At 67.7% G+C, this 15,073-nt stretch carries 14 protein-coding genes; 2 read left to right on the top strand and 12 right to left on the bottom strand.

Features of this window, described 5'->3' with window-relative positions; genetic code table 11:
• Positions 1-6: 6 nt before the first annotated feature.
• The 4 genes from pdeM to ABIE57_RS07365 form a co-directional block, all read right to left on the bottom strand.
• Entirely contained in the window at positions 7-675 is a 669-nt protein-coding gene (gene pdeM, locus ABIE57_RS07380; RefSeq protein ID WP_354538360.1) for a ligase-associated DNA damage response endonuclease PdeM, read from the bottom strand.
• 358 nt (positions 676-1,033) lie between these two features.
• Positions 1,034-2,689, bottom strand: a complete 1,656-nt coding sequence (locus ABIE57_RS07375) for an ABC transporter substrate-binding protein (protein WP_354538359.1) — start codon at positions 2,687-2,689, stop codon at positions 1,034-1,036.
• 71 nt (positions 2,690-2,760) lie between these two features.
• The gene (locus ABIE57_RS07370) at positions 2,761-3,567 is read right to left on the bottom strand and encodes a helix-turn-helix transcriptional regulator (protein WP_354538358.1); all 807 of its coding nucleotides are present in this window, start codon (positions 3,565-3,567) and stop codon (positions 2,761-2,763) included.
• A 90-nt stretch (positions 3,568-3,657) separates the two neighbouring features.
• Positions 3,658-4,497 carry an AAA family ATPase gene (locus ABIE57_RS07365; RefSeq protein ID WP_354538357.1) on the bottom strand — a complete coding sequence of 280 codons (840 nt, stop codon included), beginning with the start codon at positions 4,495-4,497 and terminating at the stop codon, positions 3,658-3,660.
• A 157-nt stretch (positions 4,498-4,654) separates the two neighbouring features.
• Between ABIE57_RS07365 and dksA the strand changes: the two genes are divergently transcribed.
• The gene (gene dksA, locus ABIE57_RS07360; protein WP_354538356.1) at positions 4,655-5,110 is read left to right on the top strand and encodes an RNA polymerase-binding protein DksA; all 456 of its coding nucleotides are present in this window, start codon (positions 4,655-4,657) and stop codon (positions 5,108-5,110) included.
• Between the two features lie 81 nt (positions 5,111-5,191).
• Entirely contained in the window at positions 5,192-6,358 is a 1,167-nt protein-coding gene (locus tag ABIE57_RS07355; RefSeq protein ID WP_354538355.1) for an FAD-dependent monooxygenase, read from the top strand.
• Positions 6,359-6,362: 4 nt separating this feature from the next.
• Here ABIE57_RS07355 and ABIE57_RS07350 read toward each other — a convergent pair whose 3' ends face one another.
• From ABIE57_RS07350 to radA, 8 genes are all read right to left on the bottom strand, one after another.
• On the bottom strand, positions 6,363-6,908 hold the full coding sequence (locus ABIE57_RS07350; protein WP_354538354.1) for a pseudouridine synthase: 546 nt from the start codon (positions 6,906-6,908) through the stop codon (positions 6,363-6,365).
• A 38-nt stretch (positions 6,909-6,946) separates the two neighbouring features.
• Positions 6,947-7,555, bottom strand: a complete 609-nt coding sequence (locus tag ABIE57_RS07345; RefSeq protein ID WP_354538353.1) for a rhodanese-like domain-containing protein — start codon at positions 7,553-7,555, stop codon at positions 6,947-6,949.
• 150 nt (positions 7,556-7,705) lie between these two features.
• The gene (gene trpE / locus ABIE57_RS07340) at positions 7,706-9,217 is read right to left on the bottom strand and encodes an anthranilate synthase component I (RefSeq protein WP_354538352.1); all 1,512 of its coding nucleotides are present in this window, start codon (positions 9,215-9,217) and stop codon (positions 7,706-7,708) included.
• Between the two features lie 12 nt (positions 9,218-9,229).
• Positions 9,230-11,038, bottom strand: a complete 1,809-nt coding sequence (locus ABIE57_RS07335; RefSeq protein WP_354538351.1) for a peptidyl-prolyl cis-trans isomerase — start codon at positions 11,036-11,038, stop codon at positions 9,230-9,232.
• 107 nt (positions 11,039-11,145) lie between these two features.
• Positions 11,146-11,409, bottom strand: a complete 264-nt coding sequence (locus tag ABIE57_RS07330) for a hypothetical protein (RefSeq protein ID WP_354538350.1) — start codon at positions 11,407-11,409, stop codon at positions 11,146-11,148.
• 123 nt (positions 11,410-11,532) lie between these two features.
• Positions 11,533-12,990 carry an amidophosphoribosyltransferase gene (purF, locus tag ABIE57_RS07325; RefSeq protein WP_354538349.1) on the bottom strand — a complete coding sequence of 486 codons (1,458 nt, stop codon included), beginning with the start codon at positions 12,988-12,990 and terminating at the stop codon, positions 11,533-11,535.
• 123 nt (positions 12,991-13,113) lie between these two features.
• Positions 13,114-13,677, bottom strand: coding sequence for a CvpA family protein (locus ABIE57_RS07320; RefSeq protein WP_354538348.1), 564 nt, complete (start codon positions 13,675-13,677; stop codon positions 13,114-13,116).
• 25 nt (positions 13,678-13,702) lie between these two features.
• Positions 13,703-15,067, bottom strand: a complete 1,365-nt coding sequence (gene radA / locus ABIE57_RS07315) for a DNA repair protein RadA (protein ID WP_354538347.1) — start codon at positions 15,065-15,067, stop codon at positions 13,703-13,705.
• Between the last annotated feature and the right edge of the window lie 6 nt (positions 15,068-15,073).

Genomic DNA, 15,073 nt, shown 5'->3' with positions numbered 1-15,073 from the left:
CCACGCTCAACGGCGCGCGCGCATCGGCAGGACGTGGGTCTTGTGGCCGGTGAGCACGGCAAGCGCCTCTGCGCGCATGAGGCCGGTCAGGGCAGCATCCTCGCAACTCAGCCCGCCGGTATAGGTGCCATAGGCGGGCAGGATCACCCGGTCGCTGTCGATCAGAAAGGCCGGGCGGCTGATCGACTGGCCGCGCAGCGCAAGCCGCATCTTGGGGTGGTAATGCCCGGATATCTCTCCCGATTGCCCCGGCCTTGCGATGTGGCGAAACGTCAGCGGCGGTTCGGGCAGTTCGGCCAGATGCGCGCCGCCAAGGGCCACCGGGCCGGGATCGTGATTGCCCTCGATCCAGACCCAGCGGCGGCCCGCCTGCAATTTCGCGATCCAGAGCCGTTCGGCCTCGGGCAGGGAGCGGGCGGCTTGCGTGTCGTCGAAACTGTCGCCGAGGCAGATCACCGTGGCGGCCCCGGTCCGGCGCAGGTCAAATTCGAACCGGGTCAGCGTGTCGCGCGTCTCGTAGGGGGGCAGGGGCGGCTCTCCGGCGCGCGCGCGGCGCAGCGCCTTGCCGAGATGCAGGTCCGAGACGCATAGAAGATTGCGCGCCTCCCAATAGAGCGCGCCCGAGGGCAGGGCCGTGAGCGTGGCGCCCGCAAGGGTGAATGCATGGCCGTCCATGGCCCTTTCGTGGCCCGTCACGGGGCGATTGGCAAGAGGCGGCTCATGATGCCGGGGTTATGGGGGGGCGGATCGCAACTGGCCTGAAGGGGACGTTGACGGCAAAGCCCCCTTGCGCGGAATCGAGGCGCGCCTTGGCGCGCCGCCGCGCATCGCCGGGCCGCCCCCCGGCACGGCGATTTGGCTGCAACCAGCGCCATGCCATGAGGTTTTTCGGATTTGGCACGATAAAGTGCTGCCAAACGAACGTTGGATCGCCGCACCGCGGCCCGCCGATGCGCGGCTCCCCCAACGTCCCCTTCAGGCCAAGAACGGCCACTCGCCACGGTACCGGGCACCTCGTGTCGGGTACCGGACACTAGGGTGCAAATCCGATCCGGTGCAGGTGGATTTCATGCGCCGGATGCTTCTCGGCGTTGAGAACCCGCCCATTGTGATGGTTGAAGAGCGCCCGCCAATAGGGCTGGATGATCACGCCTTCCTCGCGCAGGATGGTCTGAAGCCGCGCCATGACCGCGCGCCGCGCGACCGTGTCCACAAGCCCCGTGGCCTGATCCAGAAGCGCGTCGAATTCCGCATCGCTGAAGCCGGTCTCGTTCCACGCAGCCCCCGTGCGATAGGCAAGGCCAAGCGCCTGAACGTCCAGCGGTCGGTGGTTCCATTGCGTGCCCGAGAACGGGTAGGCGCGCCAGTTGGCCCAGAAACTGGCCCCCGGCACGATGCGCCGCTGCACCCGCAGCCCCGCGTCGCGCAACTGCGCCGCCACCGCGTCGCCGGTGTTGCGCTGCCATTCGTCATCGACGGTGACAAGCTCGTGGCGAAAGCCCAGAAGCCCGGCCTCCGTGACAAGGCGGCGCGCCTCGGTGGGGTCGTAGGGCGACGGGCCAAGATCGGCATGGGCGGGGTGCAGGGGGCTGACATGGTCGTTTTCGGCCACCGTGCCGCGCCCGTCATGGCCCAGTTCCAGACAGATGGTATTGTCGACGGCCAGCGCCAGCGCGCGGCGGACGTTGCGGCGGGCATAGGGGTTGGTGCCCACCATCCGGTCACCCTGCATGCCGCGAAACACGATGGTGGCCGCACTCGGCGTCTCGGTCGCCTGCCAGCCGATCGCGTCCATCGCCGGAACGAAGGCGCCGACGCTCTCGTAGAGGAGGTCGATCTCAGCCGCTTCGGCGGCGGCGAGCCATGTCGCGGGGTTGGTGCCCAGGTCGATGAATTCCACCCGGTCGAGCCATGGCCCGCCAAGCACCGCGCGGCCCCACCAGTCATGGGTGATATCGCGCTCGAGGATGCAGCGATGCCCGACCTCGAGGCTGACGGGCCGGAACGGTCCGGTGCCGATGCCATGCTCAAACGGGTCGCCCCCCTCATAGCTCGGGTGGGTGACGGCTGCGGGATAGTCCGAGAAATTGGCGATGAGCGCGATATCCGGTTTGGCAAGGACCAGATCGACGGTGAGCGGATCGCGCACCGTGATGGCACCGTCGCGCGCGCGGCCCGTCGCCGGGTCGATCAGCGCCGCGCAGCGCGTGGCCATGGAATTGCCCGGCGCGGTGCTGTCGCACCAGCGGGTGACATTATGGGCGACATCGGCGGCGGTGAAGGCATCGCCGTTGTTCCAGCGCACGCCCGGGCGCAAGCGCAAGGTGTAGCGGGTGGCGTTGTCGCTCACCTCCCACCCCTCCAGCAACATCGGATGAAACGTGCCGTCGCGGCGATATTCCACGAGATATTCGAGGAATCCGCGCGTCAGGTTGGCCATTTCGCTCCAGTCATAGGCGCGTGGATCGCGCAGCGCCTTGACGCTTTGCTGGATGCGCAGGGTGCCGCCCCGCACGGGTGTTGCGGCATGTGCGGCGCGTGGCAAACCGCCAAGCGTATAGGCCGCCGCCGCCCCAAGCCCGAGCGCCGTGGCCCGGCTGAGAAATTCGCGCCGCCCGAGAAGCCCGCTGCGCAGGTCGCGCAAAAGGCCGTCGGTGGCAGGATGGCGGGACGGGGCACGGCGCGGCATGGCGGTGGCTTTCGCTTGGCGGTGGGGCCATTAGACATGGGCCGCACTGCGGGCGCAACCCGTGAGCGGGGTCAGAGAGCCGGTTTCGTGCGCAGACGGGCGCGCGCGGCGCTGCGCAGTTGCGACGGCGTGTGCCCGGTATGATGCAGGATGAAGCGCGAGAAATAGGCGGCGCTGCCGAAGCCGAGACTGGCGGCGATGTCGGCCATCGGGCGCGCGGTGGTCTCGATGAGGTCGCGCGCGGCATGGAGGCTGCGTTGGGTCAGCAGGTCGGCCGCGCTCAGCCCCGAGAGCCTGCGACAGGTGCGCGTCAGATGGGTGGGTGTGACGCCAAGGTTGCGGGCGTGATCGGCCACGCTCAGCCCCTCGCCAAGATGGCGCTCGATCAGGGCCGCATAGGCGCGCACCAGCCGTTCGGCGGCAGGGGGGCGCGGCTCTTGGGGATGGGCGATGAGGGCACGGCGCAGCCAGACGCTCATCTGTGCGGCAAGCGCGTCGAGCACCTCGCTCGCGAACGGGCGCGCGTCGTTCTGTTCGCGGCTCATCGCCTCGAAGAGCAGGGTCAATTCGTTCTGGCCCGTCACATCGCGGATGCGCAGATGGTGCGGGCTGTCGGGCATGGGCGCGGCGCTGTGCCGGGGAATCTCGCAGACGAGACCGAAGCCGGTCTTGCCCGTCTCGAGCGAGAACATCGTGCCCGCAGGCAGCACCAGCGCGTTATGCACGCCAAGCCCGCGCCGCACCCCTTCCACGATCGCCAGACCCTGCCCGCGCGTGATCCAGACCAGCGCCGGATCGGGGCAGGCATGTTGCAGCGCAAGCCGCCAGTCGCTTCCCTGCGCCCATTGCACCAGGGTCATCACGCGGGCATGTGTCATGCGGCGACCCCATGAGTGAAAGGTTTATTCAGTGAAAGTAATGACCGAAATATTCCACGCTGTCAGCCCATAATAGCAGAAAATCCATATTTACCGTTGCCGTCGCGCCATGAAGGCCAGCCGCTCGAAGAGATGCACATCCTGTTCGTTCTTCAAAAGCGCGCCGTGGAGCCTTGGCAGGGCATCCGCCCCGTCGCGGCGCAGGTCCTCGGGCGCCAGATCTTCGGCCAGCAACAGCTTGAGCCAGTCGAGCACCTCGGAGGTGGAGGGCTTTTTCTTCAGCCCCGGCTGTTCGCGGATCTCGTAGAATTGCGTGAGCGCGGTGGTCAGAAGCGCCTCCTTGATGCCGGGATGGTGGACGGCGACGATGCGCTTCATCGTCTCGGGATCGGGGAAGCGGATGTAATGGAAAAAGCACCGCCGCAGGAAGGCATCGGGCAGTTCCTTTTCGTTGTTCGACGTGATGATGATGACGGGACGGTGGCGCGCGCGGATCGTCTCGCCGGTCTCGTAGACGTGGAATTCCATCCGGTCGAGTTCCTGCAACAGGTCGTTGGGAAACTCGATATCGGCCTTGTCGATCTCGTCGATGAGCAGCACGACGCGCGCCTCGGACGCGAACGCCTCCCAGAGCTTGCCGCGGCGGATGTAATTGGCCACGTCATGCACCCGCTCGTCGCCCAACTGACTGTCGCGCAGGCGCGAGACGGCATCGTATTCATAAAGGCCCTGCGCCGCGCGCGTGGTCGATTTCACATGCCACTCGATCAGCCGCATGCCGAGCGCCTGCGCCACCTGTCGCGCCAGTTCGGTCTTGCCGGTGCCCGGCTCGCCCTTGACCAGCAAGGGCCGCTCCAGCGTCACGGCGGCATTGACCGCAACGGTCAGGTCACGGGTCGCCACATAGGCTTCGGTTCCCTCGAATTTCATCGCTGTATCAATCCTTTCGCGCATCAGGGCGGAGCGTCTTGCGGGGAAACTAATGGGTTCGCGGCGTCACATCAATGGCGCGTGATTGGCTAGTGACAATCCCCGACCCTGCGTGTAATTGAGCGCTCGAAGACAGAAATTGTCTGGGGAGTGACGAATGCCGGACACGGGCCTTGATGAGGGGATCGAGATGAAAGCCGAAGTGTTCTTGCCTGAGGATTATCAGCCGGCGGAGGACGAGCCGTTCATGAACGAACGGCAGCTTGAATATTTCCGCCGCAAGCTGGTGAACTGGCGGCTCGAATTGCTGGAGGGCAGCCGCGAGACGATAGAGGCGCTGCAGGACGGCACGCGCGCGATACCGGATGTGGCCGACCGCGCCAGCGAAGAGACGGACCGCGCCCTTGAATTGCGCACCCGGGACCGCCAGCGCAAGCTGGTGATAAAGATCGATGCGGCGCTGCGACGGATCGAAGAGGGGGAATTCGGCTATTGCGAGAAAACGGGCGAGCCGATCAGCCTCAAGCGGCTCGATGCGCGCCCCATCGCCACGATGACGCTGGAAGCGCAGGAGCGTCACGAGCGGCGCGAAAAGGTGCACCGCGACGAGTGAGGCGCGCCGCCTCGGTTTGTGGCAGGGATCACGCGCGCCGGGGCCATGTCTCCGGCGCGTGTCGTTTCGGGAAAGGGGTCGATGCGGCTCGACGACACGAAAATCGCCGTGATCGGCGCAGGGATCGGCGGGCTTGCGGTGGCGCGCGCGCTGGCGCTGCGCGGTGCGGATGTGACGGTGATGGAGCAGGCCGCCGAAATATCCGAGGTCGGTGCCGGACTTCAGATCAGCCCGAACGGGTTTGCCGTGCTGGCCGCGCTTGGGTTGGGGGATGCCCTGCGCTCGATGCGCGGCGCGGCGGTGCAGCTCTGCGACTATCGCGGCGGCGAGGTGCTGCGGCTCGATCTCGGGCGGCTGGCGCGGGCCGACTATCATTTCGTGCACCGCGCCGACCTGATCGACCTCCTGGCCGAGGGCGCGCGGGCGGCGGGCGTGCGGTTCCGGTTGTTGCAGAAGGTGACGGGCGTGGCACCGGGGGCGCGCCCGCGTGTCGAGACGGCAAGCGGCGCCGCTTTCGAGGCGGATCTGGTGATCGGGGCCGACGGGCTGCATTCGGTGGCGCGCACCGCGCTCAATGGCATCACCGCGCCGTTCTTCACCCGGCAGGTGGCGTGGCGCGCGCTCATCCCCAACCACACGGGGCGCGGGCCGGAGGTGCGCGTGCATATGGGGCCGCTGCGGCATGTGGTCAGTTATCCGTTGCGCGAGGGCAGTCTTCTCAACCTTGTCGCGGTGCAGGAGCGCGCGGCCTGGACCTCGGAAAGCTGGAGCCAGACCGACGACCCGCAGGCGTTGCGCGCGGCCTTCGCCGATTTCGGCGGCGAGGTGCGCGAGATGCTGGCGGCGGTCGGGACGGTGCATCTGTGGGGTCTCTTCCGGCATCCGGTGGCGCGGGTCTGGCACCGGGGTGGCGTGGCGATCCTCGGTGATGCGGCCCATCCCACCTTGCCCTTCATGGCGCAGGGGGCCTGCATGGCGCTGGAGGATGCCTGGGTTCTGGCCGATGCGCTGACACGGGCGGAGACGGTCGGCGACGGGCTGGCGCGCTATCAGGCACGGCGCGAGGGCCGCGCCCGCCGCGTGGTCGAGGCGGCAAGCCGCAATGCGTGGAAATATCACCTCAGTTTTCCGCCGCTCCGCTGGGCCGCGCATACCGCGCTGCGCGCAGGCGGTGCGCTGGCACCCGAACGCATGGTCCGGCAATTCGACTGGATTTACGCCCATGACGTAACGCGCGGGGCGGCCTGAGCGCTCAGGCGTCGCGCCACGCTCCAGGGGCAAGACCGTCAAGGGCCCACTCGCCAATCCGCCAGCGCACAAGGCGCAAAGTGGGGTGGCCCACATGCGCCGTCATGCGCCGCACCTGACGGTTGCGCCCTTCGGTGATCATCAGTTCCAGCCAGCAATCCGGCACGGATTTGCGATAGCGCACCGGGGGCGTGCGCTCCCAGAGGGCGGGTGGGTCGATGCGGCGGACGCGGGCCGGGCGCGTGGGGCCGTCGTTGAGCGTGACACCCGCGCGCAGGGCGGCAAGGGCCGCGTCATCCGGCACCCCCTCGACCTGCACAAGATAGGTTTTCGCAGTCTTGAACCGGGGTGAGGCGATGCGCGCCTGCAAGCGCCCGTCATCGGTCAGGAGCAACAGCCCCTCGCTGTCACGATCAAGCCGTCCGGCGGGATAGACGCGCGCCAGGTCGATGAAATCCGAGAGCGTGGCGCGCGGGCTGTCCTCGGTGCCCCGGTCGGTGAACTGCGAGAGCACGCCGTAAGGCTTGTTGAAGAGGATGAGGCGGGTCATGCCCGCCTCATGCCTGACGCGCGAGGGTCCGGCAAGGCTCAGTTATGGCCGGGACGCAGCCCCTCGCGGATCGTGTAGGTCCAGGGCAGGCCCGCGTTGCGCCAGCCGTTCACATCGCGCGCGCCGCTCTCGCCCTTGTCGCCTTCGAACCCGTCGACGACGTTGTAAAGCGCCACGCTCACCCCTGTCTCGGCCAGCTTGGCGATGGCGGCGGCGCTGCGCCCGCCCGAGCGGCAGGTGATGAGCACGGTGTCAATTCCCTTGGCCGCGTCGCTGGCGAGCCAGGCGTTGAACTCGTCGGTGAAAGCGGGATTGTCCACCATCTTGTAACTGCCCTTGCTGAATGCAGGCTCGGCGTCGAGCAACTGCGCCGGGATATGCGCGGCGGTGGGGGTGGCGTAGCCGATCAGCGTGATTTCCGCCGGGGTGCGCACATCCACAAGGGCAACATTGGGATGGTCGGCAAGCACGCGCGCGGCGTCGGCGGCGGTGATGTAAAGCCCGGTGGCGGTTTGCTTGGATGCGGGCAGGGCATCGGCGGCCACCGGTTCGCTGAATGAGAGCGGTGCTGCGGCAAGGGCCACGGGGCCAAGCGCGAGGGCAAGAGCCAGGATCGCGGTTGCGGCGCGGCGGGGCAGGGGGGGCATGGCAGGTCTCCTGATATATTCTTGCTTAAGAATATATCCTCGTGGAACAGGTGCCTTGACATGGATCAACTGTGCAACGGCGCGGTCGCAGCGAAATTCTTCGTTCGAAGAATTTCCGGCAAGAATTTCGGATGAAATTCTTGCGTGCGTTCAGCCGTCGCCGCCACCGTCGAAACGTGCCGCATCCGCCGCCGCGCGGCGGATGGCGTTGGATTTGTGGACCGTCTCCATGTATTCGGCCTCGGGGTCGCTGTCATAGACCACCCCGCCGCCCGCCTGAATGTAAAGCTTTTCGTCCTTCACCACCGCCGTGCGTAGCGCGATGCACACATCCATGTCGCCGCCCGCGCTGAAATAGCCGACGCCGCCGCCATAGACGCCGCGTTTTTCCGGCTCCAGCTCGTCGATGATCTGCATGGCGCGCACCTTGGGCGCGCCCGAGACGGTGCCCGCAGGCAGGCCGGCCAGAAGGGCCGAGAGCGCGTCATGCTCGTCTGACAACTCTCCCACCACGTTCGAGACAATGTGCATGACGTGGCTGTAGCGTTCGATCACGAATTGCTCGGTCGGGCGCACGGTGCCGGTGCGCGCCACGCGGCCCACGTCGTTGCGCCCCAGATCGAGCAGCATGAGATGTTCGGCCAGTTCCTTGCCATCGGCCAGCAGATCGGCCTCGAGCGCGCGATCCTCCTCGGGGGTGGCCCCGCGCGGGCGCGTGCCCGCGATGGGGCGGATCGTCACCTCTTGCCCGAAGACGCGGACAAGTATCTCGGGGCTGGCCCCGATCACCTGGAAGCCGCCGAAGTTGAAATAGAACATGAAAGGAGACGGGTTTGTACGCCGTAAAGAGCGATAAAGTGAAAATGGCGGACGGGGGAAAGGCTGCGTCCAGCGCTGCGACGGCACCACCTGAAAGATGTCGCCCGCCCGGATATAGTCGCGCGCCTTCTCCACCGCCGCCTTGTAGCCCTCGCGGGTGAAGTTCGACACCGGGGCCGCGTCCTCATGGGCCGCGCCAAGGCTGCGGCTGGCCTGCGGCAGGGCGCGCTCGAGGTCGCGCACCGCGTCCATCACCCGCTCGGCAGCCTGCGCATAGGCCGCGCGCGCCGATTGCCCCGCTCCGGCCCAGGCGGGGGCGACGACGATCACCTCGCCCTTGACGCCATCAAGCACCGCGACGACCGAGGGGCGCATCAGCACCGCGTCGGGCAGGCCGAGCGTGTCGGGCGGCACGTCGGGCAGGTGTTCCACCAGCCGGATCATGTCATAGCCCAGATAGCCGAAGAGCCCGGCACTGGCGGCGGGCAGGTCCTCGGGCAGGGCGATCCGGCTCTCACTGATGAGCGCGCGCAGATTGGCGAGCGGGTCGCCGTCCTGCGGCTGATAGGCGTCCGGGTCAAAGCGCGCGGCGCGGTTGATGCGGCTGCTCTGGCCCTGGCACTGCCAGATCACGTCAGGCTTCATGCCGATGATCGAGTAGCGCCCGCGCACCTCGCCGCCCGTCACCGATTCGAGCAGGAACGCATCGCGCGCAGCCCCCGTCAGCTTGAGCATGAGCGACACGGGCGTGTCGAGATCGGCGGCAAGGCGCGTATAGACCACCTGGTTTTCCCCCGCCTCGAAGGCGCGGGCGAAGCTGTCGTAATCGGGGGTCAGATCCAAGGCGGGCAGTCCTCAGTTGAAGTTGGCGTGCACGGCGTTGAGCGCCGCCTGATCGAGTGTAACGCCCGCGCGGGCGCGGATATCGTCGGCCAGTAGCTGAAACAGGTCCTGGCCAAGATCGGCGGTGACCTGTTCGCCCAGTGCTTCGGCGATGCGGGCGATGTCGGGATCGTCCGCGTCGGCCGGGCGAATGCTGTCGAGCCGCAGCACGAACAGCCGCGCCGTGCCCTCGATCACGCGCACCTCGCCGGCCGTCATGTCGAACACCGTGTCGATGAATTCGGGCGGCGCGTCGGCGCGATAGTCGCGGCGGGTGATGTCCGTGACCTCGGTGGCGGCGAGGCCGAGATCGGCAAAGCTCTCGCCGCGTCCGAGCGCCTCGGCCAGCGGTTCGGCCTGCGCGCGCAGCGCGGCCACGGTGGCCTCGGCGCGCCAGCCCGCGCGCACCGCGTCGCGCACCTCGTCAAGCGGCAGGATGCGGGGCTCGATGATCCCGTCGAGACGCAGCGCGAAGATGCCGCCATCCTCGAGTTGCTCGACCTTGGGATAGCTGCTTTCGCGCACCTCCCCGGCGGCGCGGCGGAACGAGGGATAGCCTGCGATCCCCTCTGAATTTCCGGCGTGCCAGTCGATCTGCCCCAGTTCCAGCTCGGTTTCGCGCGCCACATCCTCGAGCGTGGCCCCGCCGGCCAGAAGGTCGTCGGCGGATTGCCCGAGCGTGTCGATCACGCGCCGCGCGCGGTCGAGTGCGAGCGCGTCGCGCAACTCGGCGCGGGCCTCCTCGAAGGGTGTCTCCTGCGCAGAGAGCACGGCGTTGACGCGAAAAAGCGCCGGGCCGAGACTGGTTTCGACCGGTCCCACCACCTCGCCCACGGGGGCGGCAAAGACCGTGTCGGCGCCCGCGCCGAGATCGGCGGCGGTGACATCGCCCATGTCGATATCGGCCATGTCGAGGCCACGTTCGGAGACCAGCATTTCCAAGCGGATGCCTTGCGCCAGACGCTCCATCGCGCGGGTGGCGGCAGCCTCGTCGGCGAAGACGAGCCGCTCCACAAGGCGGCGTTCGGGCAGGTTGTATTCGCTCGCGCGCTCAGCGTAGGCGGCCAGCAGCGTGGCCTCGTCCACCTCGACCGTATCGAGCAGCATCTCCGGCGTCACCTGGACATAGGTCAGGCGGCGCGCCTCGGGCGTGGTGAAGTCGGGCAGGTGGCTCTGGTGGTAGGCGCGCAGATCCTCCTCGGACGGCTCGGGCAGGCCGGCTTCCAGATCGCTGCGGTCGAGCGTGGCGAAGGCAAGGCTGCGGCCCTCGCCCAGCCAGTCGATCATCGCGCCGGTATAGGTGGCCGGAGGGCGCAGACCCGCAAGCGCCGCCGCCTGCACCAGCGTGGCCGCAGTCTCGGCGCGGATGCTTTGTTCGAACTGGGTCTCGTTCAGCCCCGACTGTTGCAGCGCAAAGCGATAGGCCTGACGGTCGAAGCTGCCGTCGGCGGCGCGAAAGCCGGGAATGGCGAGGATTTCGCGGCGCAGCGTCTCGTCACCCACGGAGAGCCCGAGCGCGCCCGCCTCGTGTTCCAGCGCCGCGCGCGCGACAAGCTGGGCCAGCACCCGCTGATCAAGCCCCGCCTCGCGGGCCTGCGCGAAGCTGATCGGCGCACCGCGTTGTGCGGCGAGCGCGTTCATTTCATCGCGCAGCGCGCGGGCATAGGTGTTCACGTCGATCTCTGCGGTGCCGACCTGGCCCACGCTGCGCACGGCCCCGCCGAGATTGGTTACGCCGAAGCCGCCAAGCCCGATGATGAGAAGCCCCATCAGAACCCACATTGCGCCCCTGGAAATGCCCTTGCCTGCCATGGCTGACCTCGATCCCGTCCGTTGCATCCGCGTTTCTGTCTATGCGCTGCGGGGGGGCGGGGCAAGGGCGGGCAGGCTCAGCCGCGCGGCATTTCAAGCCGTTGCGCGCGGCCCCGGTCATTGAGGATCACCACGCCCTCGCCGATGGCCGCGACGGTGGCGGTGCCGATGCGCGCGCCGGTCTCGACGGTGCGGATTTCGCCGCTCTCGCTCCGCAGGAGCGCGCGCGCGGTCTCTGGCCCATGCAGCGTGCCGATAAGGGCCGGACCGCGCCGGGGGAAGTCCGCGCTCGCGGTTGCGGCGGCGAGGGTCGCGGCCGGGGTCTCTGTCTGATCGCTCATGATATGCCTGTCTGACGTTGCGGTGACGGGCGATCTAGTCAGAGTGGCAGGCAGGGGGAAGGGGGTATGCTGCGTTGCGGCGAAACCCCGCCGTTGGCGCGGCGCGCGTGCGCGCGATCCTGCCTATTCGGCGGCGGCCTTGAGGACAAACCCCTTTTCGATCATGTCCGAGGGGGCAACAGGATAGTCGCCCGAGAAACAGGCATCGCAATATTGCGGGCAGGCGGCGTTGCGCCCGGTGGCCTGACCCACGGCGCGGTAAAGCCCGTCGAGCGTGATGAACCGCAGGCTGTCCACCTGCAAATGCGCGCGCATTTCGTCTTCGGACATGGTGGCCGCCAGAAGTTTCTCGCGCTGCGGCGTGTCCACACCGTAGAAACAGGGCCACGCCGTCGGCGGCGAGGCGATGCGGAAATGCACCTCGGCCGCGCCCGCGTCGAGCACCATTTCCTTGATCTTGCGGCTGGTGGTGCCGCGCACCACGCTGTCATCCACAAGGACCACGCGTTTGCCCTTGATCAGCGCGCGGTTGACGTTGAGCTTGAGGCGCACACCCATGTTGCGGATCTGCTCGGTCGGCTCGATGAAGGTGCGACCCATATACTGATTGCGGATGATCCCCATGGCAAAGGGAATGCCCGATTCCTGGCTGTAGCCGATGGCGGCCGGGGTGCCGCTGTCGGGCACGGGGCAGACGAGATCGGCCTCGACGGGGGCTTCGCGCGCCAGTTCCACGCCGATCTGGTGGCGCGTCTCATAGACCGAGCGCCCGCCGATGAGCGAATCGGGGCGTGAGAAATAGACATGCTCGAAGATGCAGAACTTGGACGGTTGGCGGCGAAACGGGAAATGGCTCTCGACGCCGCTCTTGGCGGAAATCACCACCATTTCGCCCGGCTCGATCTCTCGCACGAGCTGCGCGCCGATGATGTCAAGCGCGCAGGTCTCGGAGCTGAGCACCCAGCCGTCGCCCAATTGCCCCAGCACCAACGGGCGCACGCCCAGAGGATCGCGCACGCCGATGAGCTTGGAGCGGGTCATGGCCACCACGGAAAACGCCCCCTCGACCCGGCGCAGCGCATCCTCCATCCGCTCAACGATGTTGCGTTGCAGCGAGCGGGCCATGAGGTGAATGATGCATTCGCTGTCAGAGCCGGACTGGAAGATCGAACCGCGCTCGATCAACTCCTTTCGCAGCGCATCGGCATTGGTGATGTTGCCGTTATGGGCAATGGCCGCGCCGCCCATGGAGAACTCGCCGAAGAAGGGCTGCACATCGCGGATCGCTGCCCCCTTCGATCCGGCGGTGGAATAGCGCACATGGCCGATGGCCAGCGGCCCCGGCAGGCTTTCCATCAGCGAAGCGCGGGTGAAATTGTCGCGCACATAGCCGAATCGGCGCACCGAGTTGAACCCCTGTTCGGGATCGTGGCTGACAATGCCGCCGGCCTCTTGCCCGCGATGTTGCAGGGCGTGCAGGCCGAGGGCCACGAAATTGGCGGCATCCGACAGGCCGATGACGCCGAATATGCCGCACTCCTCGCGCAGCTTGTCATCGTCGAACGGGTGGGCGGGGGGCATCTGGGGGGACAAGGGCAGTCTCCGAATCCGGGCAGGTCGCTTGGACCCCCTCATAAGCCCTCGCGCCGCCGGTGTCACGAAACTATCACGAAGGCGCGGCCCCGCCTTACGTTGGGTCAGCCGTCAGAGACTGGTTGCGTCGCAGGCCCCGACAAGCTGCTCGTATTGGCGGGTGATCCAGCCGAGCGCCTGTTCGGGATCGCGTCCCTCGATCGCCCCGGTCAGTTGCGAAAAGACCCGCGCCGAGCGGCTGTCGTCGATGATGGCGATGGATTGCGCGCTCACCACCGTGTCGTAGACAAAATAGGCGATGGCGATGAGCAGCACGCCGCGCGCCACCCCGAAGATGAAGCCAAGCCCCTGATCCAGCCCGCCCAGCACCGAGCGTTGCACCAGCGACGAAAACAGTGGCGTGATCAGCGAGGCAATGATGAGCGTCACGGCAAAGACGGCGGCAAAGGCACCGATCATGCTCAGCTCGCAGCTGTCGGCGATGAACTCGCCCACCACGGGCACTTCCTTGACCAGCGGTTCCACCTGCGGCGCGAAGATGAAGGCGGCAAAGCCCGCCACGACCCAGCCCGCGATGGCCAGCGCCTCTCGCACCAGTCCGCGCGAATAGGCCAGAAGCGCGGACAGCACGATGAAGAGCGCCACGACCCCGTCGATGATGGTAAACCCGTCCATGCCTTGTCCTGTCCCTTGGGCGCGCTCAACCTGCGCCGAATACCTCACCCACGAACGACACCAGATCGCCCATCCGGGTCAGGCTGAGGCCGCTGTCACCGCCGGTCTTTCCCCCCGACGGCACGATTGCGCTGGTGAAACCAAGTTTTTGCGCCTCTTTCAACCTGTTTTCGGTCTGGCCCACGGGGCGCAGCGCGCCCGAGAGGCTGATTTCGCCGAAAACCACCGTTTCGGGCGGCAAGGCCACATCCTCGCGCGCGCTCAGGAGGGCGGCGGCCACTGCCAGATCGGCGGCAGGTTCGGTGATGCGCAGGCCCCCCGCCACGTTGAGATAGACATCGAGCCCGGCAAAGGGGATGCCGCAGCGCGCCTCCAGCACGGCGAGAATCATCGCCAGCCGCGCCCCGTCCCAGCCGACCACGGCACGGCGCGGTTGCGCGTGCGGCGTGGGGGCGACCAGCGCCTGCAATTCGACCAGCAGGGGCCGCGTGCCCTCGACGCCCGCGAAAACCACCGAACCGGGGGCGGGCGCGCCGCGCCCCGCGAGAAAGAGGGCCGAGGGGTTGGCCACCTCGGCCAGACCGCTGCCGGTCATCTCGAACACGCCGATCTCGTCGGCGGGGCCAAAGCGGTTCTTGACCGAGCGCAGGATGCGGAACTGATGCCCGCGCTCGCCCTCGAAATAGAGCACGCAATCGACCATGTGCTCGACCACGCGCGGGCCCGCGATCTGGCCGTCCTTGGTGACATGGCCCACCAGCACGACGCTGGCGCCGCTGCGCTTGGCGAAGCTGGTCAGCTCATGCGCGGCGGCGCGCACCTGGGACACGCTGCCGGGTGCGGCCTCGATCGCGTCCGACCACATCGTCTGGATCGAATCGATGATCACCAGATCGGGCTTTTCCGCCTCCAGCGTGGTCAGGATGTCGCGCAGCGCGGTGGCGGCGGCAAGTTTGACCGGGGCGGCGCGCAGGTCCAGCCGCTCGGCGCGCATCCGCACCTGTGCGCGCGCCTCCTCGCCCGTGACATAGACGGTTTTCAGCCCCGCCCGGGCAAAGAGCGCGGCGGCCTGCAACAAGAGCGTGGACTTGCCGATGCCGGGATCGCCGCCGACAAGGATGGCACTCGCGGGCACAAGCCCGCCGCCCAGAACCCGGTCAAGCTCGGCCATGCCCGACAGGGTGCGCGGCGGTGGCGGTTCGTCGGAGGCCAGATCGCTGAGCGCGATGGTGCTGCCGCGCCGCGCGCCAAGGCCGCGCCCCTTGGGGCCCTCGGACAGGGGGGCCTCCTCGATGATGGAATTCCATTCGCCGCAGGCCTCGCAGCGCCCCGACCAGCGGTTATGCGTGGCACCGCAGGCGGTGCAGGTGAAAGAGGACGGCTTGGCCATGGCCTG

Origin of the sequence: Roseovarius sp. MBR-6 (assembly GCF_040547525.1) — a bacterium.
GTDB lineage: Bacteria > Pseudomonadota > Alphaproteobacteria > Rhodobacterales > Rhodobacteraceae > Roseovarius.
Note: the sequence above shows the minus strand (reverse complement) of the source record. Positions and strands in the feature narration are given on the sequence as shown.